This is a genomic window from Photobacterium sp. ABD4_091 (assembly GCF_056160145.1).
In genome coordinates, this window is sequence record NZ_JBSWWQ010000002.1 from 1,361,796 (window position 1) to 1,385,933 (window position 24,138).

The 24,138-nt window shown below is 42.3% G+C and carries 26 protein-coding genes; 7 read left to right on the forward strand and 19 right to left on the reverse strand.

The annotated features are described in order from the left end of the window. Positions 1 to 3: 3 nt before the first annotated feature. The 6 genes from ACXAGQ_RS20580 to ACXAGQ_RS20605 form a co-directional block, all read right to left on the reverse strand. Entirely contained in the window at positions 4 to 1,638 is a 1,635-nt protein-coding gene (locus ACXAGQ_RS20580; RefSeq protein WP_475256382.1) for an alpha/beta fold hydrolase, read from the reverse strand. Positions 1,639 to 1,716: 78 nt separating this feature from the next. Continuing rightward, positions 1,717 to 2,028: a hypothetical protein gene (locus tag ACXAGQ_RS20585; protein WP_475256383.1), complete on the reverse strand. Its 312-nt coding sequence runs from the start codon at positions 2,026 to 2,028 to the stop codon at positions 1,717 to 1,719. Positions 2,029 to 2,140: 112 nt separating this feature from the next. Beyond that, on the reverse strand, positions 2,141 to 2,674 hold the full coding sequence (locus ACXAGQ_RS20590) for a redoxin domain-containing protein (protein ID WP_475256384.1): 534 nt from the start codon (positions 2,672 to 2,674) through the stop codon (positions 2,141 to 2,143). 24 nt (positions 2,675 to 2,698) lie between these two features. Beyond that, a complete protein-coding gene (locus ACXAGQ_RS20595; RefSeq protein ID WP_475256385.1) occupies positions 2,699 to 3,244 on the reverse strand; it encodes a carboxymuconolactone decarboxylase family protein in 546 nt (181 codons plus the stop codon). A gap of 30 nt (positions 3,245 to 3,274) precedes the next feature. Next, positions 3,275 to 4,105 carry an alpha/beta fold hydrolase gene (locus ACXAGQ_RS20600; protein ID WP_475256386.1) on the reverse strand — a complete coding sequence of 277 codons (831 nt, stop codon included), beginning with the start codon at positions 4,103 to 4,105 and terminating at the stop codon, positions 3,275 to 3,277. Positions 4,106 to 4,132: 27 nt separating this feature from the next. After that, positions 4,133 to 4,936: a TlpA family protein disulfide reductase gene (locus ACXAGQ_RS20605; protein WP_475256387.1), complete on the reverse strand. Its 804-nt coding sequence runs from the start codon at positions 4,934 to 4,936 to the stop codon at positions 4,133 to 4,135. A 480-nt stretch (positions 4,937 to 5,416) separates the two neighbouring features. On the opposite strand from ACXAGQ_RS20605, the gene ACXAGQ_RS20610 reads away from it, so the two are divergent. The 3 genes from ACXAGQ_RS20610 to ACXAGQ_RS20620 all read left to right on the forward strand — a co-directional run bounded on the left by ACXAGQ_RS20610 (position 5,417) and on the right by ACXAGQ_RS20620 (position 8,637). Then, entirely contained in the window at positions 5,417 to 6,376 is a 960-nt protein-coding gene (locus ACXAGQ_RS20610) for an SDR family oxidoreductase (protein ID WP_475256389.1), read from the forward strand. Between the two features lie 280 nt (positions 6,377 to 6,656). Then, positions 6,657 to 7,466, forward strand: coding sequence for a helix-turn-helix domain-containing protein (locus tag ACXAGQ_RS20615; protein ID WP_475256390.1), 810 nt, complete (start codon positions 6,657 to 6,659; stop codon positions 7,464 to 7,466). 136 nt (positions 7,467 to 7,602) lie between these two features. Further along, entirely contained in the window at positions 7,603 to 8,637 is a 1,035-nt protein-coding gene (locus ACXAGQ_RS20620; protein WP_475256392.1) for a DUF2860 family protein, read from the forward strand. 71 nt (positions 8,638 to 8,708) lie between these two features. Here ACXAGQ_RS20620 and ACXAGQ_RS20625 read toward each other — a convergent pair whose 3' ends face one another. From ACXAGQ_RS20625 to ACXAGQ_RS20660, 8 genes are all read right to left on the reverse strand, one after another. Then, the gene (locus tag ACXAGQ_RS20625; RefSeq protein ID WP_475256393.1) at positions 8,709 to 9,374 is read right to left on the reverse strand and encodes a haloacid dehalogenase type II; all 666 of its coding nucleotides are present in this window, start codon (positions 9,372 to 9,374) and stop codon (positions 8,709 to 8,711) included. Positions 9,375 to 9,443: 69 nt separating this feature from the next. Next, the gene (locus ACXAGQ_RS20630; RefSeq protein ID WP_475256395.1) at positions 9,444 to 9,950 is read right to left on the reverse strand and encodes an outer membrane beta-barrel protein; all 507 of its coding nucleotides are present in this window, start codon (positions 9,948 to 9,950) and stop codon (positions 9,444 to 9,446) included. A gap of 188 nt (positions 9,951 to 10,138) precedes the next feature. Next, on the reverse strand, positions 10,139 to 10,951 hold the full coding sequence (locus ACXAGQ_RS20635; RefSeq protein WP_475256396.1) for a peroxiredoxin family protein: 813 nt from the start codon (positions 10,949 to 10,951) through the stop codon (positions 10,139 to 10,141). A gap of 81 nt (positions 10,952 to 11,032) precedes the next feature. Beyond that, complete coding sequence (locus ACXAGQ_RS20640) at positions 11,033 to 11,626, reverse strand: cysteine hydrolase family protein (protein WP_475256398.1); 594 nt, start codon at positions 11,624 to 11,626, stop codon at positions 11,033 to 11,035. A 40-nt stretch (positions 11,627 to 11,666) separates the two neighbouring features. Beyond that, complete coding sequence (locus ACXAGQ_RS20645; RefSeq protein ID WP_475256400.1) at positions 11,667 to 12,467, reverse strand: SDR family NAD(P)-dependent oxidoreductase; 801 nt, start codon at positions 12,465 to 12,467, stop codon at positions 11,667 to 11,669. Positions 12,468 to 12,540: 73 nt separating this feature from the next. After that, positions 12,541 to 13,089 (reverse strand): carboxymuconolactone decarboxylase family protein, encoded by a 549-nt coding sequence (locus ACXAGQ_RS20650; RefSeq protein WP_475256402.1) that lies wholly within the window; start codon positions 13,087 to 13,089, stop codon positions 12,541 to 12,543. Positions 13,090 to 13,947: 858 nt separating this feature from the next. Further along, positions 13,948 to 14,976: an IS110 family RNA-guided transposase gene (locus tag ACXAGQ_RS20655; protein ID WP_187464673.1), complete on the reverse strand. Its 1,029-nt coding sequence runs from the start codon at positions 14,974 to 14,976 to the stop codon at positions 13,948 to 13,950. A 273-nt stretch (positions 14,977 to 15,249) separates the two neighbouring features. Further along, entirely contained in the window at positions 15,250 to 15,801 is a 552-nt protein-coding gene (locus ACXAGQ_RS20660) for an SOS response-associated peptidase (protein WP_475256648.1), read from the reverse strand. Positions 15,802 to 15,906: 105 nt separating this feature from the next. Here ACXAGQ_RS20660 and ACXAGQ_RS20665 point away from each other — a divergent pair, with 105 nt between their 5' ends. Both ACXAGQ_RS20665 and ACXAGQ_RS20670 read left to right on the forward strand, forming a co-directional pair. After that, positions 15,907 to 16,326, forward strand: coding sequence for a LexA family protein (locus ACXAGQ_RS20665; protein WP_475256404.1), 420 nt, complete (start codon positions 15,907 to 15,909; stop codon positions 16,324 to 16,326). Continuing rightward, on the forward strand, positions 16,311 to 17,567 hold the full coding sequence (locus ACXAGQ_RS20670) for a Y-family DNA polymerase (protein WP_475256405.1): 1,257 nt from the start codon (positions 16,311 to 16,313) through the stop codon (positions 17,565 to 17,567). The genes ACXAGQ_RS20665 and ACXAGQ_RS20670 overlap by 16 nt, the downstream gene beginning before the upstream one ends. 345 nt (positions 17,568 to 17,912) lie before the next feature. Here ACXAGQ_RS20670 and ACXAGQ_RS20675 read toward each other — a convergent pair whose 3' ends face one another. Together ACXAGQ_RS20675 and ACXAGQ_RS20680 are read right to left on the reverse strand one after the other, a co-directional pair. After that, entirely contained in the window at positions 17,913 to 19,298 is a 1,386-nt protein-coding gene (locus ACXAGQ_RS20675; RefSeq protein WP_475256407.1) for a DEAD/DEAH box helicase, read from the reverse strand. Next, positions 19,298 to 19,846 (reverse strand): hypothetical protein, encoded by a 549-nt coding sequence (locus tag ACXAGQ_RS20680; RefSeq protein WP_475256409.1) that lies wholly within the window; start codon positions 19,844 to 19,846, stop codon positions 19,298 to 19,300. Before ACXAGQ_RS20680 ends, ACXAGQ_RS20675 begins: the two co-directional genes overlap by 1 nt. A gap of 100 nt (positions 19,847 to 19,946) precedes the next feature. Here ACXAGQ_RS20680 and ACXAGQ_RS20685 point away from each other — a divergent pair, with 100 nt between their 5' ends. Continuing rightward, positions 19,947 to 20,252, forward strand: coding sequence for a helix-turn-helix domain-containing protein (locus ACXAGQ_RS20685; protein ID WP_475256410.1), 306 nt, complete (start codon positions 19,947 to 19,949; stop codon positions 20,250 to 20,252). A gap of 204 nt (positions 20,253 to 20,456) precedes the next feature. After that, on the forward strand, positions 20,457 to 21,497 hold the full coding sequence (locus ACXAGQ_RS20690) for an IS481 family transposase (RefSeq protein ID WP_475250925.1): 1,041 nt from the start codon (positions 20,457 to 20,459) through the stop codon (positions 21,495 to 21,497). Positions 21,498 to 21,583: 86 nt separating this feature from the next. Here the strand turns inward: ACXAGQ_RS20690 and ACXAGQ_RS20695 are convergent, their stop codons facing one another. The 3 genes from ACXAGQ_RS20695 to ACXAGQ_RS20705 all read right to left on the reverse strand — a co-directional run bounded on the left by ACXAGQ_RS20695 (position 21,584) and on the right by ACXAGQ_RS20705 (position 24,133). Beyond that, positions 21,584 to 22,069, reverse strand: coding sequence for a VOC family protein (locus tag ACXAGQ_RS20695; protein ID WP_475256412.1), 486 nt, complete (start codon positions 22,067 to 22,069; stop codon positions 21,584 to 21,586). A 125-nt stretch (positions 22,070 to 22,194) separates the two neighbouring features. Beyond that, the gene (locus ACXAGQ_RS20700) at positions 22,195 to 23,568 is read right to left on the reverse strand and encodes a tyrosine-type recombinase/integrase (protein ID WP_475256414.1); all 1,374 of its coding nucleotides are present in this window, start codon (positions 23,566 to 23,568) and stop codon (positions 22,195 to 22,197) included. Further along, positions 23,555 to 24,133 (reverse strand): hypothetical protein, encoded by a 579-nt coding sequence (locus tag ACXAGQ_RS20705; RefSeq protein ID WP_475256416.1) that lies wholly within the window; start codon positions 24,131 to 24,133, stop codon positions 23,555 to 23,557. The genes ACXAGQ_RS20700 and ACXAGQ_RS20705 overlap by 14 nt, the downstream gene beginning before the upstream one ends. Positions 24,134 to 24,138 lie beyond the last annotated feature (5 nt).

Genomic DNA, 24,138 nt, shown 5'->3' on the forward strand with positions numbered 1-24,138 from the left:
TGCTTACACCTTAAGCTGGCTATTTAACGCTCTTTCTAACCAAATCGATCCCATTTCAGCTACATACTCTACATCGTCTTTGTTTTGAAGTAAGTGGTCAGCACCTGGCAAGGCAAGAAATGATTTAGGCTGTGGTAAAGCCGAATAGATATAACCCGCATTCTTGATATCGACCGTATCATCATCGGGAACATGAATCACCAGACTGTTAATACCCTTTAACGATCCCAATCTACCCCGTTGATCTAACTGTTTCAAATCAGCCAAAAAACGCTCCCCGATGGTGAAAGGCCGCCCAGCCAACACCACGTTTGCCTGCCCATTCTCTTTGATTTTACCAATATGCTCTTCGAATAAATGAAGAATATGCTTGGGTTCAAAAGGTGAACCAATGGTGATAACCGCTTTTATAGAGTGCAACTGCCCCGCTACAGCCAACGAAGCCGTGCCCCCGAGTGAATGGCCCACCAATGCAGATATGTCCATCCCCTGCTCAGACATCCATGATGCCGCAATTCCCAAATCTTCGACATTAGTGAGAAAAGAGGTATCAACAAACTCGCCACCTGAGCCCCCAATACCACTAAAATCGATTCTCAGCGAAGCATAGCCATGCTTAGCTAGTGCTTGGCACAGGCGTTTTTCAGGCAGGAAATCTTTGCCACAGGTAAAACAATGTGCAAAAAGGATGAAAGCTTTGGGGGTATCATTTGGCATTTCTAAGATTGCAGCCAATTGTTTGCTTTGATGCGTGAAGGCGACTTGGTGAGTGCCCGGGGGGTACGTTGCTGGCTCTTGCATAGTATCTGTGAGCTGCTGATATATTGCACTCCCTACGTCGCCATCTCTAGCGGCAAACAAGAGAGACAGTATTATCCCCCTCGCAGCACTATCCCCGCCAACCAGCGCATTTTCACTGAGGCAATCTGCAAAGCTGCCATCAAACAGAAGAGCAAAATACAGTGTCAACGGAAATGCTTCAGGGGTATGGCATGTAGTCCCCATCTGGGTAGCCACCTCAACCGGTGGCTCTCCTGAATTCAAACATTGCTTAACCTTCAGGATATGTTTCTCAGGTTCAAGCTCAGTATATGCGCCTTGAGTAAAGCTCATTTCACAGGCTTCAGAGAAAGAGTGCCCTTGCTGGACAGAGAAAACCATCCTGACAAAAAACTCAGCTGCATCTGCCACACATTCAGGACTATGGGTGATACTAGTCTGTTCACGGGCGGCTTGGATCGTGGCTTCAAGGGTGAGGTTCAAATCGAGCAATGGGGCAAGCCTCGATGCCCCCGCAAGGTCATTGGAATCTGATCCATGCCCAACATTTTCCAGAGATTGTTTAGTGGCGCCATCAAGATACCCATCATACCCAGCCATTGCACCTATCCAGTGTTCACGCCACGTATTCTCGTTAAATGCATCTTGTATATCCAGATATTGTTTAAAGATAACAATCTGATCGCCATAGTGGGTCAGCTGGCCAGCTCGTCGGTTGGGATGATAGTTAGTTTGAGGATCAGTTAATGTGTAGACCCCATTTGGGTATAACCGTTTGAGTTTACTTGGATTATATACCCAGTGAGGGCCTAGCGATAACGCATCGGCTGCGAGTGCCGCATTGGTAAATATACCCATTGATAACTCCTATCTGTGGCTCGATTCATTATCAGAAGTAACTATGGTTGAGCCCTCATCCTAAAGGTAAGTAAAAAGTCATATATCGATTGAGTCCACCTTATCCATCTCGACTGTTAGTGGGTGCGATTGTTTTTCATGATCGGTACGAGTAGAAAGCCGTTCAGACATCCCCAAAGCGTATTGTTGTCTCATCTCAAGATAATGTCTTACCGTTGGCGCCTTTGCCTTAGACAATGCCATCGATTGGTTATTGTTATCACGTCGAAGATTCACATTAGCCGTGCTCTTTTCTTGGTTAACATGAGTGCTGGAACTGGACATATCAGCATGTGCCGAAATTGAACCAAAGAATAAAGTCATCATTGCCAATCGTATTGCTATTTTCATCGTGTCTACCGTATCGCAGTGAACAATGACGACATCTTAAAAGCAAATAATCGCGAGCAAAAGATTCAAAATTGAATTTGAACCTTTCACCATTGCACGCATACATGCATGTTCAGTAGTCTACCGCACCTCTTATCGGATAGTGGTTATCAGGATCCCTGATCCACACCAAGCCATTGAATAATGTCAAAATCTCCGGCCTAACAAAAGGGTTGTTCGAGATATCAACAACATGCAGGTTACCCAATTCGTTAACAACAAACAAAGCCGGCTCTGGAAAGTTATGGTCGGTCTCTTGCGGTGAGCGCGGCTCAGAGATGTATAACCCCAGTTGTTTCATTTGCGTTTCAGACAGGCCATAAGCAAGGGGCAGTGACACCCCTAGCTCCCCAGCATACTCTTCTGTCTGACCTTTCGAATCCGCAGACACTGCAATAATGTCGATTCCGGCTTCGTGAAATTGCCCATAGAACCCATCCAGCTCTTTTAGGTATCTGGCACAGACCGGACAATGCTTGCCTCGATAGACAAAAATCGCTTGCCATCGCGCCCCATGCTGTGATCCACCAAGCACGGCTGAACCACTGTTGAGCATTTCAACATTGAGGATCGGAAAGGGGTACCCAGACTTCAGTTTCGTAGACATCGTATCCACCTATTATTCGTTGCCTTATGACCAAGCGAACTTTTCAAACACTTTGTCAACCGGCGTTCCGGTAATGTGGTTCGTGTAATTACTCATAACCTTCATTGATACCCCGAGCACAATTTCTAACAACTGCTGCTGTGAATAACCCGCCGAATAAAATGTTTGAAGCTCACCGGGAGTGAGATGACCTCTATTTCTAACCATTGCCAATGTCGTGTCGTGTAATACCTGCAATTTATCCGTTGTCATTGGCTGACGGTTTCTTAAGGCTTCAGTTAGCGCAGGATCAACTTTCATTGAATGCGCGATGCCGGTGTGCGCTGGCACGCAATAATGACACGCATGCTCAACATTAACCGTCTGCCATACCACGGTTAGCTCTTCCGCATCCAATGAAGATTGCTCAAATAATTTACCGATAGTTTGATAAGCTTCTAAAATTGCGGGGGCTTCTGCCATCACGCCGTGCAAATTGGGGATCATGCCAAATGATTTCAGCGAGTTTTCTAACAATGGTTTACTTGTATCTGGCGCGGACTCTACAGTATGAATCGTAAATGAAGACATATTGGTGTTCTCCTGTGGGTTTAGGAATAGTCAGCTCAACAGGTGTTTCAAATACTCATCTTTCGCATCTAGCTGCAAAAAATGTCCTGATTGTTCAATTTTCGAGACTTTTATAACATTCAATGTCTTTTTCAATAAGACGCCGGGTCCATCCCAGGGTTGATGGGGATCCTGCATCGCCCATATGAGGTGTGTTGGGGTTTTTACATTGCGTAAACTGGTCATGATGTCAACGGTATCGCTATTATCCAAGCTCGCCAGTAAGGCAGAAAAGTTATTACGCCCAGATATGGTGGTACATTTGCGATCAATAAATACGGTCGACATGAGTTGCTCAGTGATCTCACCCTTGTTCACAAAAGTACTCTTAATAAATTGGGCTAACCCCTGTGGAAGCTCAGTCTCTGCTGCAAGGGTGGTAAACTGCCCCGATCTGGCTAAGTCTATCAACACATTCATTTCATCGACCGGCCAGGAATCCGCTGCAATGGAATTGGATATCGTCAACTTTTTATAAAGCACCTCATTAAAAGTCACTAAATATTGGGCAACGCCTCCCCCGATATCATGAGCAACGAGCCAAATATCCGAGAACCCTTGCTGGTATAACCACTTATTAATGAGTGCTGCTGTTCCCTTGATGCCATAGTATTTATCTTCAACCACTTGGGTTTCACCGAACCCCGGCATATCGAAAGCGAGCGTATAATACCCTTGCTCTGAAACCTGCTCGACAGTCTTTAACCACAAAGTCGCATTTGCCGGGATGCCATGAATAAAAATAACTACAGGGTGATTTTTGTTGCCTGCCTCAAGCACGGACAGTATATTACCGTCCACATCATAACAAACTCTTTTCATCTATCTTTCCCCATCAAAAAGTGCCCGCTAGCTAAACAACCAATAGAGCCCTGCTGCCAAGATGGCCAGCACCGAAGCAATCAATAACGCTGCTGATACTCCTCTATTCTCAATCGTCTGGCTACCAAATAAAGACGTCGCTTGTCCCCATATCATCATTGGGGGGGCTACACGCCACATTTCTTTCTTGGCCTGTTCGCCAGCCTGTCTCAAAACATAGGGCAGATAACCCATGGCCTTCGTCAACGGTTTAACCATGGCCTGGCTTTCTTTTTGAGGGGTAGGTGCCCCAGTTGCGGCAGCTTCTAAAGCGTCATACAAGTTATCTTCATCATTGGCAAATAACGAGCGGAAAACAATAAATCCATCTTCGTCAATAATATAGGCTGAGTTTGGTTTGGTATCTAACTGTTGATGGAAATCACCCTCAATCGAATCTGATACCACAGTCCAAGGAATTAAATGTTCATGCTTTAACTCCACGGCATGTTTGAGCTTGTCCTCAAATGTTGACGGTTGGTGGATATTTTCAGCTGGGTGGGCTTCCCGGACATTCACCATCAGGAATTCAACATCATTGCCAAAAGCTCGATAGAGGCGTTTTAGAACCGGTATCGACGCCGTCGTCATCGGACAGGTCATGGAGCCGACAGTTAGGAAGACCGGTTTGCCTGAAAAGCTTTGCCAAGAGATCTGTTCACCGGTTGTCGACACCATATTGATTTCCGGTATTTTATCGCCCGCAGCCGGCTTTCCTTTATTGAACCTCATGTCATCCATCAACAATGACATCGAGATATGGCTGAATCTATAAGCTGTTGTGTTTGCCATACATCCCCCCGATATAAAGAGCTTGATTAATCATAGAGTCCATTAACCACCATTTCTTTCTAGATGGGTTCAAAATATTACCAAAAAGGTTCATTCTTTTATTTAAAACCACCTGTTAGCTCCTGTGTAAATAATATAGACTTGGAATAGTTTGTTTTTATAGTCAAAAAATCTTGGATATATAGGGTTGAGTGAACTTAACTGATATAAATTTGAACCAATATAAGAGGCATTCCACTGAGAGTGAATTAGAATAACATTCAATCCATTATATGTTGGATTCATTTTTGACCAAATTTATATTTTTATTCACAACCCTTATGATGTTTACAACTAATTTATATTTGCAAAGAATACACCTTCCGGTTTGTTAACTGAAATAATAACCCAACACTGATTAATCGAGATGGGGTGCCCATATTCATACAAAGTAATCTAGACGACTAATACCTTGACTTGATTATGAAAGAGGAAAGATAAATGAATGAGGATAGAAGAAAAGCAATTAAGAATATTGCGGGACTCACGGCTGGTACTGTTCTTGTGCCGTCTGTCATGGCTCAGTCAACCGTAGGTATGAAAACGGCAGGTGTTGCTTCGGCAAGTCAGGAGAAAGGTGCCAGCAATCGCGCCGCTAACCCCAACGCTCAAACCATATTGATCACTGGCGCAGGCAGTGGTCTAGGGCTTGGAACAGCACTAGGACTCGCCCAACAAGGCCACAATGTTATCGCTAGCGTTGAAATTTGGTCACAGTCGACCACGGTGAAAAAAGAAGCGAAAAAAGCTGGTGTTGATATTGAGGTCATCAAACTCGATGTGCTGAGTAAAGATGATCGCGAGTATGCTGCTTCTTTTGATATCGATATTTTAGTGAATAATGCAGGTATTGGTGCGACTGGGCCAATCGCAGAAATGCCGATGCATTACTTCCGACAGGTCATGGAAGTCAACACCTTCGCGGCCATTGAGCTGACGCAACTTTTTGCCAAGAAGTTTGTTGAGAAAAAAGCAGGGAAAATTGTCTTTTTATCTTCGATTGCTGGACTTACCACCTTCCCATTTTTGGCCCCTTATCATGCCTCCAAATTCGCCCTAGAGGCCGCGGCACAATGTTTCCATACAGAGTTGACCCCTTTAGGTGTTCGCGTCTGCACGATTAATCCTGGGCCGTATGATACTGGGTTTAATGATCGTATGTATGATGTTGTTGACCAATGGTATGACCCCAACGTTAACTTTACGCCTGAGAAGCCCATCCGTGATATGCAGCAAACGATGGCCTCACCAGGCTTTCAGTTCGACCCTGAAGAGATGATTGATATGATGGTTAAAATCATACCAATGAAAGAAAAGCATAAGTTCCGTATCATGCTCCCTGAGGACTCCGTTGTTATGTCGAAAGAGGGCCAGCAGAAAATGTGGGAAATGGATGTCTGATATCAATCTGATAAGATTACAATTCCCCGCCTTTATGGTGGGGACTCTCCATCCACTCATCTGAAAATGCCCCTCTCATTACCCACGACTGTTACTAAAATAAGTGAACTGCCTTGACTATCGATTCCATGGCGCAAGGCAAATTTTAGCGTTGACAGGCAAGCAGATAACTGGTTGATATTGGATCAATTTAAATTGTTGCCACCACTTTGCCACATAACTTAGCAATAAACCCGCATAAACATGGTCTAGTCTATAGTCAGATGTAAGAGGGTGTTTTATGCAAATAGTTAGTTATGAGGGTTTTCCTGTTTTTGTTCGCAAGGAGCTTGGCAATGTTAGTCGGGAACTGAAGCCTGAATTGGCAAATGCAGCCTGTTTTGCATTTGTCACGGGTGATGATTTTTACCTATTGGAGCAAGTGACCCGTATTTTAATTAACCCAGATCATGGGTTTATTGCAAAATGCACCAATATGTTCATTGAACAAAGTTCGGCCAGCGCCAAGGGGTATGTGACAGGCATATTCTTCCATCCAGAAATGATTGACACTTTGTTTAACAATGAATTATCTGGCATTAAAAAAAGCTCTAATTATAATATAAAACAAGTAAAAATAAGTGCTATTTTGGAGACTTATTACCAGAGCATTGAGCATCTTATCGATAACCCAGAGCTTGCCGATGAATTAATGATAAAAAATAAATTACGGGAGCTTATCATCATCTTGGCCAAGCATGTAAATATTGACTCTGAGTCAGATTTTTTATCATCGCTGTTTCAGGTTCATTATGAAAAGTTCGAAGATATCATTGAGAAAAATAAATACACAAACCTTAGCCTTGATGAATTGGCTCTACTATGCAATATGAGTCGCTCGACGCTTAAACGACGGTTCATGGCCGTGTACGGCACAACGCCTAAGCACTACCTTAACCACCAAAAGATCAATAAAGCCATTGTATTGCTAAAAAACCGAGAAAACAGCATCGAAAACATTTCCTATGATGTTGGTTTTAAATCTGTTTCAACTTTTTACCGAGTATTTAAAGAAGTCACTAACCAATGTCCTTCAGAGTTTTACAAATAACAGAGAACTAATCGTGCAGGAAAAGCGATAATTAGGGTCGTATAAATTGACATAAAAATGGCCCTAATTAAGAGGCGTGGTTAATTTTTCCACTTTATGCTTAAGAAACATGTATCTTTGCCATCAAGGTCAATGAATGTTCAAGTTAACCCTCTTAACTGCATCGTTCGCCATAGTTAGCAGTCAAGCCTATGCAGATAGGCTGCTCCCTACCCCAAAGAGACCGGGCTTAAGTGGCAATGTCGGCATTGGGGCAGCCTTTTTTGATGTTGAATCCAATTTTATTGCGGGAAACCGGTTTGTTGACTTGGATAATGAAACCACACGGTCATTATCTGAGGGGCCTTCGAGTGATTCCACCTTTTCACCGGATATCCAATTGGATCTCCGATACACGTTTGACAACAACCGAACACAGTTATTTTTCGGTAATGCCCTAACGGATTTAGTCAGGTTAGACTTTTCTCAACAAGTAGGTATTAGGCACTATCACTCGCGATTGGGGACATTCTCTGCCGGGTATGTGTTTTCTGCGGTGCCGACAGAAGTTTGGGCCGACCCATTCGAGGCTGAGTCTGAGCGCTCACGCACCGATCGTGATTCTAATGGTTTCAAATTAGCCTTCGATGATATTGGTGGAGTCCCTGTCGGTGTCAATTACACTTTCAGAAAGATAGATATTGATAATGAAGCCAGTGGTACTGCGTTATTGAGGGATGGGGAGCTAACTCCCGCAGATATAGCTTTGCTTGACCGTGAGGGTGATTTACATCGATTGGAAATCATTGGCTTATATGAAATATCACCTAAGCACAAAATCGCCCCTCAACTCACCTACAGTAACCTTGACGCTGACGGGGGTGCAGCATCATCCGATGTCTATAATGGACAATTGTCGTACTTATACACCCGCGACAACTTATCTTGGGTGGCAACCGCTTTTGTTGCCCAACGTAATTACGATGAGGCAAATCCGATTTATAACGAAAAGCCAGATACAACAGGGGTTGGCATTAGCACCTCCCTACTGGCCCACGACATTATCCCGTATAAGAATTGGAGTATACTCGCTGGGCTCTCATGGATTAACGGTGACTCTGACATTGAGTTTTACGACTCTGAAATCTTAGCAGGCAATCTCTCCATCATTTACTTTATTACCCCCAACTAGAACATATACCAATATAGCTATCCCAAGGCCACTGATCGCTTTTTAACCTCAGTGGCCAAATAAGAAGGAAATCATTGCGTGATAATGGCGTTCACAATCTCAGTCATGGTGTTTCCGGAGATATCGGGTTTTTTGTACAAGGGATTATACGGCCAATTCAAACGATCGATATAAGCTGCTTTCATTCCAGCATTTAACGCCCCGTGTGTATCCCAGTCATGGGTTGCAATGAGTCGCAGCGCATTCATCGGTAAACCCAATTTATTTCCTAAATAGGCATATGCCATAGGATCGGGTTTAAATGTACCAGCTTCCTCCACCGATACAATATGATCAAAATAATTCGTTAAACCAGCGTTGTTGATTTGCGACGACACCAAACTCAAGGAGGAGTTTGAATACGCAACGGTTTGGTATCCAGCGGCACGTAATGTCTGCAGTGTATCTATTATATCATTATGCGGTTTAAGGTTAGAAAATTCCGACAGAATTTCATTGGCATCATCATCTTTTATTTTTTTGCCCAACCGAGATGCGACAGTCTCTAATGTCAATTTAGATAGTGTGGCAAAATCAGATTTTACACCCGTTACTATAGAAACCGTTGACGTATGCAACAGCATCGAAAACCATAACATTTGGATATTTTCATCACCCAAAACCCGTTTAAACTTTGGCTTTAGTGAGTCTAGATTTAGAACCGTTTCATTGATATCAAATACTATCGTCTCTTTCATAACCCATTGGCTCCTTGTGTATTTCTTGCTACACGAAAAGGAGAGGCCCTGCCTCTCCTTTCCAAGTGTTTAGAAACGGTAGTCAACCGACCACACCACTTGTTGGGTGTAATCAATGTCGGTACCCTTTTCACTGTAGTCTTGATCTAGGTAACGGTAAGTGATTTCAGTTGACCAATTGCGATCGATTTCATACATTGCACCAACCTGGCCGCCCCAGACAAAATCGGTTGAGCTTTTACCGTTTAGCTTGTTATCAGCCGCCCCCACAGACACACCGGCGACTAGATTTACACGCTCATGGACAGGCAATAGGTAGTCATAAGAGGCAAGGAAAAGATGTTGGTCATTCTTATCCGCATAGCCATATGTACCCATGACACGGTGACGGTCATTAAGAATAGCACCACCACGAAGTTGGATGTTTGCATCTTCACCGTTTGATGCATTGTTCCCTTTTACTTTATCATCCTGATAACCGACACCTGCACCGACAAACCAGTCAGTATTCATTGCTAGAGCTGGAGTTACCGCCATTGTTGCCAGAATTATGGCAGAAGTCATCATCTTTTTCATTATATATCCTAATGTCTATATTTGGTTGAACATTTACAGGTTGGAATAGTCTTAGTGTTTAATCACAAACGGAATGCATTATATATTCATGTTTATGTATCTAAAACAGACAGTCATGAATTCATAACATTCAATTATGTGGCTTTAAGTTAATTTAATCATTAATATTAGGTCGAAGATAATAAACATCAATGACCAAATGCACTGTGTAAAACTCTACTCATTAATTTCTCATTTACTCTCATACGGACATCTTCAGATTGATCAATCCATAGGATGGTGCCATGTTCATCAACTAATATTGATGTTGGTATCGCCATTGAGCGGTATTTCATTTTAGTGGGGAAGGGTAAGCCTAACACTTTCTTTGCTGGCGTTGCATCACCTCCAAATGCTTTATGATGCTCTACACCATATAGTTTAACAACGTTTAATTCTGGATCGGATAATAATAAATGCGACAGATTATCACGTTTTTGATGAGCCCTAGTAGCTTCAGGAGTATCGCCTGATAGCGCAATGACTTTTACACTAAACTCATCAAATATCGGCTTCATCTCGTCAAACATTTCTAATTCAGTACTACAGTATGGGCACCACGACCCTCTGTAAAACTTTAATAACACCCGTTGTCCTTTCAGTTCACTTGTTGAAAAGTATGAACCATCTGCCCTTATTGCAGAGAAGGGTAATAGTGTATCTCCAGTCGCGACTTGAAGCTTGCCGACAGGTGCTTTTGAACCACGAAAAGTTACTGTAAACACGATACTCATTAATATTGGTATAGTTGCCAACAGAATAACCAGTATGGAGAAAAGTCTAAATGATTGAAGCGTTAGCGCTAATGAATAAACACCGGAAACAAAACCTACAATTAACATAATGACAAAAAATATCGGTTTCTCCGGTGTACGATGCTTCTTCACTTTATAAAAATAACTTCCTGCACCTATTATTGTCGCGAATAGGCCGGCTAGTGAGGTTATGACATCATTAGCCATTAAAAAAATAACTCCATTACTCTACTTAATAACATCACTATCATTACCCTTATAATGACAATAATTCTTTAAAAAGTATGACTAAATCATAGATTGAAGTTTTTCAGCTAAAACAGGCTTTGAAAAAAGCGGATAACTATATTCAACCGTAATATTTTGCTTGGCTTGATCCAGGGTCGCGGTCGCGTCTGTAACGGTATACACTTCATATCCTCGGTCATATGCAATTCGCATAGTGGCTTCGACACAAACATCAGTCAATAGTCCAGCAAGGACAACAGTTTCTATTCCATTGTCTCTCAACACTTTATCGAGATCCGTTCCTTCAAAAGCACAAATATGATGTTTTTCTATTATGAAATCACTCTCATTAGAGTGAAGGACATCAGCAACTTGCGCCCCTTTGCTCCCTCGGATGAACCCACCAGACTGCGCCACCGGCTTCATGACGCCGTACAAATCATCGGGGTTACCCATTTGATCAGGTTCGACTGTGATTGGTGTGTGGATCACCATCATGTCATTTTCATGAAACTTATCTAATAAGCCATTAAGCTTCTCAATAACATTGGTTTTATCTAGTACCGGTTTTACCGCCTCATATAACTTCCCATCTTCTGATAAAAAATCATTTTGGGGATCTATAAGAATGAGTGCTGTCGTGTTACGTTTCATTTTCTAGTACCTAATATAAATACACTTGCAGTGCCAGGACTTACAACTTGCTTTCTGGTAGGGCCGAACTCATTATTTTTTCAACCATAGTATTCAATAATTTTCTTGGCGTGAGGTTTGCCGAGAATGCAGAAATCTGGTTTCGCAAACCCGGTACAATGACCACTTTTTTCCCCATATTTTTCAGTGCAATTCTTGCAACATCTTGAGGTTCTTTGGCTGCAAAGGGCACTTTGCTCCAGTTAACACCCGTTTTATCTGCCATCGGTGTCTTGGTTAGCCCTGGGGATAAGATACTTACATCAACACCTTTCGGCTTTAATTCACCATATAAAGACTGCCCGAAGTTAATGACATAGGCTTTCGACCCTGCATAATTTGAAAAGTATGGGCTACCCATTTGACCAAATAGGCTTGCAACAAATAGAATTCCCCCCTTACCTTTATTAACCATCAAGTTGCTAAAGTGGTGAGCCAACTCCATTGTCGACAGCACATTAACATTAACAAGTTGCCTTTCAGACTCAAGGTTGATTTTCTCAAACGCACCGTTATTTTCTAAACCTGCAGAGAGAACAAGCAAGCCAATATTTTGGTTTACCTTTTTAACAGCATCAATTCCTTCAGAACGACTTAAATCAGCAACGATATATTCTGTCTTCACATTGTGTTTATCAGAGATTCGTTGTGAATTACGCTTTAACTCTTCTTCTCGTCTTGCGACAAGTACCAAGTTCATGCCGTCAGCCGCTAACTGCTCAGCAATTTGTTCACCAATCCCTGATGTGGATCCAGTTACTAAAGCCCAACCACCGTATTTTTTGTTGAAGTCAAAATTCATTTGTTGCATCCAATTTATGAAGTTCTTGATAGCTTCCAACGCCTTGTTGAAAGCTATCTAAATTAAGTGGGAATTATTTGCTCCAAGCAAATTTTTCGAACATTGGATCAACAGGCGTCTTCGCAATGTGGTTAACGTAGTTACTGATCACTTTCTGTGAAAGACCAAGAATAACTTCTAGCACTTGCTGCTGACCGTAACCAGCGTCAATGAAAACGTTCAATTGTTCTTCTGTCACATTTCCGCGTTGACGGACTACGGCCAAAGTAAAGTCTTGAAGCGCTTGTAGCTTAGCATTCGGCATAGGCTGCTGATTACGGAGTGCTTCCGTTAGTGATGGGTCTACTTTCATAGAGTGCGCGATACCTGTATGTGCAGGAACACAGTAATGACACTCATGCTCTACGTTGATTGTCTGCCATACGACAGTCAGTTCCTCTGCATCAAATGATGTCGCTGTAAATAGTTCATGAATTTGTGTGTAAGCTTTTAAAATTTCTGGTGACTCTGCCATAACAGCGAATAGACCAGGTACAACACCGTAAGCTTTATATGCACCTTCAATAATTGCTTTACTTTTTTCTGGTGCTGACTCAACTGTATGTGCTTTAAATTGGCTCATTTTCTTCTCCGATTAACTTGTCTGTTGCTTATTTACTTAATGCATAGCGAAGAGAACTAAGTCCTCAACCGCTCTGTTGGGAGTGAATATACAGAACCCAGAACGATCGTTCAACATAATTTTTGATCGATCGTTCAAAAAAAGCATTTTTTTAAGGTTAATTTATTGATTTTAAAAATAATTATTTTTAATAAACAACATCTAGATGATAAGGGCTTAATATAAGTTATTGTTTATGTTGATAAAAATATCAGGCTTTTAATACTTCCGACTTTTAATGATAGGGCTCGTAATGCCAGCAGAAAGGGTTGAGAACTTAGGGTCAGATATGACTTTGCAGACTAGTCCATTAATACCTTGCACCATTTTGTTATGGCACTTAGTTGAAATAATAATGTATAAGGAGGGAGCATTAGTAACCAGTGAAGATCATTAGATCTAAATGATTGGGCAGACGCAATTTAGAGAAGGAGCCTTAAGTTGTCGATAACCGTATAATAATAAAATGTAACTCATTGCTCTATACGCTTCTCGTAATTGATAGCTCTAACTAAAACATAATGGGGCAGATCTGCGTTACGACGATCTACCCCGTCAGCAAGGAGCTGGACATATATGGACGCCCCTGTGATTGCAAGAACTGATTAGATACGGCTCGCTGACATATATCCGACGTCTTAGGGAGCTCCTGATGCTCGCGCCATGATGTAATTCGCTCTCTGCTTCCTTTACATTTCCACGGCATAACTCATGCCTTGTCCAGAACCAGGTTTTAACAGAGACGTTGACCGTTTGTTCATCAATACTTGCAAACTCGGGTACTGCTGTTTATCTATAGAAAGATCTATGTGTTAACTGTTATGCAAAAGCTTTATTCACGTCGAACTGCTCACCTGAGCTTAAAAGACGCCACCCAATTCGGCACAATTTATTTGCCAAGGCGACTATCGCTTTGACTTTACCTCGCCTGACTATCAACTCTCGTAGCCAAAAGCCCATCTTATCTTGACGTTTATCTGCATATCGAACAACCGCCCGTGCACCATGCAAGATAAGCGTTCGTAACTGTTTATTGCCATTTTTAGTAATACCTTTCAGGCAGGACTTACCTCCTGAACTATGCTGCTTAGGTACTAAACCACACCAAGCAGAAAACTGACGACCATTCGAAAATTGCTTGCCAGTGCCAAGCTCACTAATTAATGCAGAACTGATAATTGGGCCAAATCCAGGAACTTCTCGTAATGCTCGAAAACGGCGGTCGGTTTTACACAACTCTAGCAAGTCGTATTCTACCTGCTGAATATCCCGATTTAACTGCTTGAGCTCATCATAATTTTCAAGCAATAGACGCCTCATAACATGAGAGAGCTGGTTGCTTGCATCTTCAATGGCTAATGGCAGAAGTTCTTGGAATTTAGCCACGTGCTTGGGGAATATAACACCGTATTCCGCAGCCATAGCGCGGGATTGATTAACCAAAGCAATACGATTATCGATAAGGCGTTGACGAACATTTCGCAGCGCTTTGATATCTTGCTGTTCAATCGTCTTTACTTGCACTGGATGCACGCCTGGTCGTTGGGAAGCTTCACATATTGCTCGCGCATCATTAGCATCATTTTTCTGATGCCCAACGAACGGTTTAACGAATTGAGCAGGAATTAACATAACTTTAAACCCATGCTTCTGCATTTGCCTTGCCCAGTGATTGGATGATGCACAAGCCTCCATAGCAATCAGGGTGTTATCTGGAAGCTGACTGAGCTTTTTCATCAGATCATGTCTGGTAATCTTTCTGTTCCATGCAACCTTGTTATCATGAAGCAGAACACAAACCTGAAAGACAGACTTGGCAATATCGATACCAACAACTTTAATATTCATGATGGATGCTCCTTCGTAATTAAGTGCTAACACCTTAATTCTGGCTCATCGAAGCCGTTAAGTGGGGCGTCCATCACATCATTTCAGAGTCACGATTATCGCAACGCACCTAGATCAGTTTAACTTCCAGTACTTCTAACTTATGTTGATATTGCCAACAGCGAGATAACTAAATTCGATCTGCTGCCATAACAGGTTAATGATGCAGTCCTAAATTGCCCATACAACAAAACAACATGAGAACATATAAATGAAAGCATACTCTATGCCAGCCTATATAGACTGAATGATCCTTAAAGGAACCTGCTTCTCGTTTATTCTTTTCCCTGTTAACCAATGCATCGCATCGTCATGGCTTACCAAATAAGGCATCCTGTGATGGTATAACTCACAGACTTCATAAGGTTGCGTGGTTATCGTAACCAATTGAGGGACCTCAGATGGAAACCAGATCCCTCCCATATATATCGGACGTCCTTCTTGATGTGTAAAATAGCACTTCTGCTTTCTGTGGCTTCCCTCATCCCGCCACTCATACCAACCCGAACAGGGTACCAAACAACGCCTACTGGCCATTGCCTGTTTAAAAGTCTTCTTTTCAGCGGCCATTTCTGACTGAGCATTAATAATAACTTTCTTGGCCCAGTCAGGTTGAATCCCCCATTTCGTATCTAGTTGTTGTAGTTTTCCATCGATATTCACGACAACAGACACAGCTTGCGTTGGCCGTAAGTCCATATTCTCATTAGCATTAAAATCACAACTGAGCTCATTGCTCACCATCTGGCTAAACTTAATACCGCCCACACCAAACCGACCGCACATAGTGTTCACCCCTTACTCTATCAGCACTAAAAAAACTGGATGCCTATTGAATTTTTTCCTGTTCCCGACCAAAATACCACTGTACATATAAACAGTATCGTAATTATGAAAATCATTCCAATTTGTGCCAGTGCCGGTGTGACAGGCTTTGAAAGTCCTGCGGCAGACTACCTACAACTACCACTGAGTTTAGATGAGCTGTTGGTCGAGCACCCCAGTGCAACCTTTATTGGAAAAGCCCAAGGCCGTTCAATGGAAGGCGTCGGGATCTATGACGGAGATATTCTTATCGTTGACAGACATGTTCAAGCTAACAGCCATGATGTAATCGTTGCCAACTTAAATGGCGAGTTTGTCTGTAAGCTGCTTGATACCCATCGTCGCATATTACTTTCAGCAGCTCCTGGCTACCCAACCCTATATATTTCAGAAAGTGACCAATTCTCCATTGAGGGAGTCGTGATCCGCTCGATACGCTGCCACCGTGCAAGCCGGCTACTGGAGGAACAATGTTTGCCCTTGTAGATGCCAACTCGTTTTATTGTTCAGCTGAGCAAGTTTTCCGTCCTGACTGGCGAGGTAAGCCAGTCGTCGTGCTTAGCAATAATGATGGCTGTATTGTGGCGGCGAATCGGCAGGCCCGGGAAGTCGGTGTGCAGAAATTTAAAGCATATTTTGAAATGCGTGGGTTGTGCGAAGCCAAAGGTGTTATTGCTTGCTCTTCCAACTACGAACTCTACGGTGATCTGTCCGCGAAGATGATGGAAGTAATCGGCAAGTTTGCTCCAGAACAGCATATTTACTCTATCGATGAGTCATTTCTGGCATTCAAACGCTGTGAAAAGTCCATACCTGATCTAGCTTTTCACGGCCAAAAATTACGTCGTGCGGTATGGCGTGAGTGCCGGCTCCCCGTATGTGTCGGTATTTCCTCAACGCTGACTTTAGCTAAAGTCGCCAACCATGCAGCCAAAAATGTTCAAGGGTATCAAGGGGTATGTGTAATCGAGAACCCTCAACAACGTCACCAAATACTTTCACAGCTCAAGACATCAGATTTATGGGGCATTGGCTCGCGTATATCCAAGCGCCTCGAATATATGGGAATCAATACAGCCCTACAGCTGTCACATCTGAAGCCTGGCTTAGCCAGAAAATCATTTAATGTTGAAGTAGAACGTACAGTTAGAGAGTTAAACGGAGAGCCTTGCAAAGGCTGGGATGAAGTAAGGGCGGATAAAAAACAGATTTTTAGCACACGTAGTGTCGGTGAGCGCATTACTTGCCCAGATAATTTACGCCAGGCAATTAGCAAACATGCAGCTATTGCTGCTGAGAAGTTACGGCGACAGCAGTCACTAGTCAAAGTAATGATCGTCTTTGCTTCTAACTCCCCTTATGACGAACGCCCTCAAGGCTTCAAACAAGTTTACCGCTTTGCCTACCCCACAGACGATACAACCGTAATCACCAAAGCAGTAACTGCTCAGCTAAGCAGCTTGTTTGTTGAAGGGGTTCGCTATTACAAAATTGGCGTTGGGTTTATCGATCTGGTTAGCGGCAAGCACGCCCAAGGTGATCTCTTTGATGAATCACCGTCTAACCCTGCACTTATGGGTGTATTAGACAGCCTAAACAAGAAATACGGCAATGGCTCTGTTTTTTTAGCTGCTCAAGGGATTAACCCTAAATGGTCAATGAAGCGGGAGCTATTGTCACCTCAATACACCACTAAATGGCGGGATTTACCGAAAATTAGGTGCTAGAGACTCCCTATTTGCGCGTTAATGGCCGTTGTTCTAAGCACTTAATATAACCCCTACAAATACATACCCTTAAACCACTGGAATTGAGCAGATACTCATACAATCCGCACTCCGGGATTGTCTCTTCACTGTAAACTCCCATCGTTTAATCAGCGAAAAGACACCACTCGACTGTAAGATAAAGCGCTAGTATAGCCGGCTAATGCTTGGCGGTATCTCGAAGAAATGCCGGCGATAGTATTATCCGTCTTAGTTAGGCAGCCCAGGGCTGCGGAGCACGTCTACAATCTAAATAGCTTTTTCTAACATGGGGTTGGACAGAAGCTATTGTTTAACACACTAGCTTTAGCAACAAAACGCCTCTATCACCCGTTGACGAAACCTCCCAAGCTTAAGCTCGGCTAAATCGTTAGATTCAACACCTGCGTCGCTGTTAGAGGCTTTTTCCCTAGGCAACCACTCACTATTCGACAGTAACTCTTCAGCTAATCCACACGAAAATTGGTGTGATTTATTTCCACTCTCAAAATTTGGTTCGTGTTTATTACCTTCGGTAGAAGGCGGTCTAATATTAATACAGGTCTCAGGGATATCTTGCTCAATTCGTTCAGCGAAAGAGACAAGGTTTTCTTCAGCAAAGGTATAAAGCCAAGCTTCCTGATTCGCACTCCCATTCACCCTAAGTATCCGACCCAGTACCTGACGGAAGTACAATTCGGTTTTAACTGCACTCATATGGCAGCATACTTGTAACCTCGGGATATCTGTTCCCTCGCTAATCATCCCAACACTGACTATCCATTGCGTATTAGCACTTTTGAACTGTTCAATAGTCTGTAACGGCTTGTCATGATGATAGGTTACTATCACTACACTCTGACCGAGCTTCTCAGCTAAAGCTTTCTTAATCTGTTTCGCATGACTTACAGAGGCCGCAACAACTAATCCCCCTGCATCTGGTACTGATTTCCGTATCTCATTCAATTTTTTACAGCTTTCAGTGAGCAAATAATCTATCGCTCTTGGAGTATGAATAACTGATTGGTAGCTTACTGTAGAATCTGATAGTAAAGATTTAATTGATGAAAAAGAGCGTTGACTGCTTCCGTCGTTCACTAACAAATTATCGCTGTCTGCCAACACAATACGAGGGCGACGACACACTGAATCATCAACAGCTTGTTTTAAACCGTATTGATAATCACAAATTAGTTCACCTTCAGAGTTAGTGTACTCAGCCATAGCAATAGGCACGGAGTCTGTACGCCATGGTGTACCAGATAGTGCCAAGGTATACGTTGCCAATTTCTTAATATTTGCCACAATCTGATGCCCCCAAATATTTGAACGACCATGCTCATCAGCCGCACAATGGTGGATTTCATCAAAGACAACAAACACACGATAACGCTTAAAGCGTTGCCAAAACTCATCATTTTTAAAACTCAAAGTCTGGTAAGTATAAACACCTCCAATAGCTCCGAACCCACCACTGAAGTCACTCCTAGTAATCATGGAAAAAGTATGCCGGATCCCTTCACAAACCGTGCGGGATGGAGCGAAGCAAAGCACCAAATCAACCTGTTTTTGATCTAACAGACGTTTCGCTAATGTTGCTGCAAAGACTGTTTTTCCGGCCCCTGGTGTTGCTTGACAAAAAAAGTGCGAACCACCCGAGTTATATTTATTTTCTGCGGCCTTTTCACAAGCCTGCTGCCAGCGCCTTAACATTAACTTGTAGCCTTTTCATCATAATCTAAGACCTTACCTAGTGCATTTATTCGTCCTAGTAACGCAGCTGAATGCTCTTTAGCTTCTACTAAAAGAGGTGTCCATGCATTAGCTTTTTGTGGGAAGCGCTCAATTAATGAAAGGAGTTGTTCAACTTCTCCAAGTGCTATCGAAAGCTCACCTTCATATTGTTTTTTCTCTTTGGCTAGCTGATCAATCAACTTATTTCTTATATTCAATAACTTAGCATCCTCCACCTCCTTTGCATCATTACTCTTTACACAGTTTTTTGATATAACTGACAGTTGCCGAAAAGTATCAGTAACCCAATATTGTTTATGACGACCTTCTCCTGCACTACGTAACCAACCCTTATCCAAAAATGATAATATTTGACGGTAAATCATTAACCTTACTTGATTAACATCATTATGCTCGCTGCAGCTAGAAAGAATCGCATCCCGCGCCTCTGTTACTGAAAAGCCATCCATATTCATTTCAATCAACAACTTATGCATAAAATGATTTATTTTGATTTTTGCAATCATGGGCAAACTCACCAACAATAAACTTAGGATTGCTAAGTATACAAAAATCCGTAAAACTTAGACAATCTAAGTTATCTATAGGTTGATTCGAAATGTCTAAGTGCAAAACACCAACCCTATTCCAGAGAGGCTCAAAGCAGCGCGTAAAAAAGCAAAAATCACCCAAAAAGACTTAGGGGTGAAAATCGGCATGGAAGAAAGCTCAGCAAGCGGCCGTATGAACCACTACGAGAAAGGACGTCATGTACCGGATATCAGCACGCTAAAACGTATGGCTGACGAGTTAAATGTGCCACTGAACTACTTTTTCTGTGAGGATCAGCTCAGTGCTGAACTGGCTTGCGTCATTGAAAAAATGAGTGAAGAAGAGAAGAAGCGGTTACTTAATGAGTTATCAAACAAGTAGCCACTCCCAAACCAGGATTGTGGCGACTATCCTGATTAAAACTGAAGCTTAGTAAGAAGGCATATAAAAAAACAGGATCGGTAACAATACCAATCCTGTGTATTAGTTCCGACTAGATCTGACACTTCAATTGAAATGAAGAGAGTTACCCACTTTGATTAAAGGTGCTGAATCCGTAATCAAAGACAATAAGAGGTAACTCTCATGCTTCATACTAGCAATCCAATCATCAAACACAAAGCTGGGCTTCTCAATCTTGCAGAAGAACTCGGTAATGTATCAAAAGCTTGTAAAGTCATGGGTGTCTCAAGAGACACTTTCTATCGTTATCAAGAGTTGGTAGAAACAGGTGGTATCGATGCTCTGATTAATCAAAGCCGCAGAACACCAAACTTAAAGAATCGTGTCGATAGTGAGACTGAGCAGGCTGTGCTCAAATACGCCATCGACTTCCCTGCGCATGGACAAGTCAGAACAAGCAATGAACTGCGTAAACTAGGCGTGTTTATCTCTCCAAGTGGCGTACGCTCAATCTGGCTCCGCAATGACCTAGAAAACTTCAAGAAACGTCTTATCGCACTGGAAAAACAGGTCGCAGAGGACGGTATAATCCTAACGGACGAGCAAGTCGCTGCCCTTGAGCGCAAGAAGCATGATGATGAGGCCTGTGGTGAGATAGAAACTGCACACCCAGGTTATCTCGGCTCTCAAGACACGTTCTATGTTGGCAATCTGAAAGGTGTTGGACGCATCTATCAGCAGACGTTCGTTGATACCTATAGCAAAGTTGCTTTCGCTAAGCTCTATACGACAAAAACACCTATCACCGCAGCAGATATGTTGAATGACAAGGTTCTACCGTTCTTCGAGACTCACGAGTTGCCAATGCTGCGAATCTTGACTGACCGGGGTACTGAATACTGCGGTCGAGTTGAGCAACATGACTACCAACTTTACTTAGCCATCAATGATATCGATCACACTAAAACTAAAGCCATGTCGCCACAGACAAACGGGATCTGCGAGCGCTTCCACAAGACCATATTGAATGAGTTCTACCAAGTGACGTTCAGAAAGAAACTGTATGGCTCAATGGATGAGTTGCAGAAAGATCTGGACGAATGGGTGGACTACTACAACAATCATCGTACCCATCAAGGAAAAATGTGCTGTGGCAGAACGCCCATAGAAACATTAGAGGATGGGAAATCAATCTGGGCCGAAAAGAATCTAGCCCAGATATAATCTGGCAGGCACCAAGTCGAAAGTGGGTAACTGTCAGATCGGGTCTGAATTAGTACAAATCCTGCTTCGTTAACCTTTTAGCTCAATTATTCATACTCTGAAGAGTAAGTCTCTTCGTAAGTGTGTGAGTAAAGTTCAAATAGGTTACCAAACGGGTCTTCCATGTAGATCATTTGCGCTGGTTTGCTATCGTCTTCTGGGTGGTAGCGCATAATATCCATACGAGCTTTACCGCCAAACTCTTCAACACGCTTAATCACACCCCCAAAATCATCCGTTTGCAGACAGAAATGGAAAATACCAAGACGAGAGAAATCAACGTCGTGTCGCTCTTGGCGCTCTTTCATTTCAAATAACTCAACACCAATACCATCTGTTGTAACCAGGTGGGCAATGTTAAAGCCTTTGAAGCCTTCGCCAAACACAGCGATACACATACGTCCGATTGCAGTTTCACGCTCTTCGATAACTTTTGTGTTGTCCATTACAATGCGTAGACCTAGCGCTTTAGTGTAGAACTCTACCGCTTTTTCCATGTCTCCGACCATTAGGCCAATATGATTCATTTTCATTATCTGCTCCAAATACCTATGTAATTTGTTTCGTCTTTCGTTTCGATGTGAATGAGTATAGGGGGAACAATTGATTTATAAAAATTATCAATTATTTTCAATTTCATAATTTTTTGTTATCAAAGTTACTGACTGATGGAAGAGTATTCAATGCACTTATCAATATCGGCTTGAAAAGCATTTAACAAATGTTTTATTTCTATAAGGGCAGCAGTGGTTGTTATTTCTTTGTTGGTTATCTGCCCCTCTAGCGCTTCAATTTGACGTTCTACTAACTTCACGCTGCTTGATAACGACACTGCATTGTAAACAGTTGTGTAGCCATTTAAATCAGCAAACACCAGGTCTATATAAGTATCTAGTGAGCTTAGGTTTGTGTGGCCTGTCCATTGCTGCAATTGCTGTTTAAAGGTTGCCGTGTGTAACAGGTGTTTTCTAAAATCATCTTTGCTGTTGATCTCAGCATTAGTGAGTATCAGTTCTTTGAGCTTGTCTGTTACAAAAGCGTGCCTCCATAGGTGAGGACTGATTGCCCTCTCTATCCCTAACTCTTTCTGCCATCGATTTATGTATGTTGTCCACGAATCAGCGGTAAGTGGCTTGCCTGTTGTTAAGCTGATGAATAGAAAGTCATGCTTAACTTTCTTTTTCTTCATAACTTTTTTCCTAACTTTTCCATAATCGCTGATGCTTGTTAGCAGAATACTTGGCACAGGGATATAACGAGTAGCTTTATCATCCCTTCTTTTAAGGGTGGTTAACTTGAGTAAACATGTGCGACGAGCCTCTTCATATTCACTCCACTTGATTAAACTCAACTCTTGAACACGAGCACCAAGTTGCTCCATAGCTGTATAAAGTGCCATGTCCCGCTTACGTCGGTCTTTTGATGGTTGAGTTTTGATGTGGTTCCAGACCTTCAAAGCATCTTCTTCTGATACAGGATGGCGTTTCTTCTTAGCGTCAGGAGTAGGAAATGCCGAATGGGTTTTCTTAACCCCCTCAACAAAACCTTTATATCCTTCAGGTTTGAGCTTGTAGGTTTTCTCAATTATTCGAATTGAGTTACTTTTATCTTCGCCAATAAAATTCCTTAGGTCGTGGAAAGACTGCACGAAACACAAAAAGTCGATACAGCTACGAGCGATGCTAATCACCGTATTATTCGATCTTTTCAGCTCACCATTAGCTTCTCGTTCTACCTGTAGGCTTTGAACAAACAACCTAAAGGTTGAGTCATTAAGCTGGCTAAATTTAGCGACACTAGGTTGATTCTCGATAAAACGGACCAAGTGATGAATGTCGTGCGCTTTACTACGAAGAGTACCTTGCTTCTTATTTATCATAACCAAGGTGCGAATGTACGCATTGACTTCAACACACGGTAGATGATTGCTGTAAGTCACGAAAGGAATGTCGATTGGTTTACGAAATTGAAGTTTTCCATCAAGCCCAATATTAGTCCATTGTTTATGGTCTTTTAGCTTATGTACTGGCATCTACAAACCTTTTATATTCAGTTATGAACTTATCTAAATCATCAGATTGCTGCGCATGACTGAGTTTCACTTCGAGTCTTGCGTTTACATCCTGGTACAATTCAATACGCTGCTCAAGAGTGCCATTGTGCTCTGCCAATATTTTAGCTTTAGAGCGAAGCTCATCTACTACTGCCGTTAAGTTAAAGCAAGCAAAACGCATTGCATTAAGTTGACCTTCTAACTCTTCTACTTTGAGTTTTAAACCTGCCGTTGTTTGCTTGTTTGGCTTTCCATTTTTTTCTGCATGCAGAACTGCTTCTACAGCAGCCTTTGCGTTAATCCTTAACTCATCGAGACCTAAGAAACCTCGCTTCAAAAGAGCCTCTGAGATACTTTTTACGGTGTTTAGCGAGCATGAAAGTATTTGTCGATCTGAGTTTTCATATTTCGCTATAGCCGTTTGAGATTTCAGTGCCTTATATAGCACCTCATCGCCTTTGAAATCATGTGGCGTTTTGATTATTTCGAGTAACAACTTTTCGGTTTCGAGTACCTTGGTTTGGTTTATTTCTAAAACTTTCATTGAAG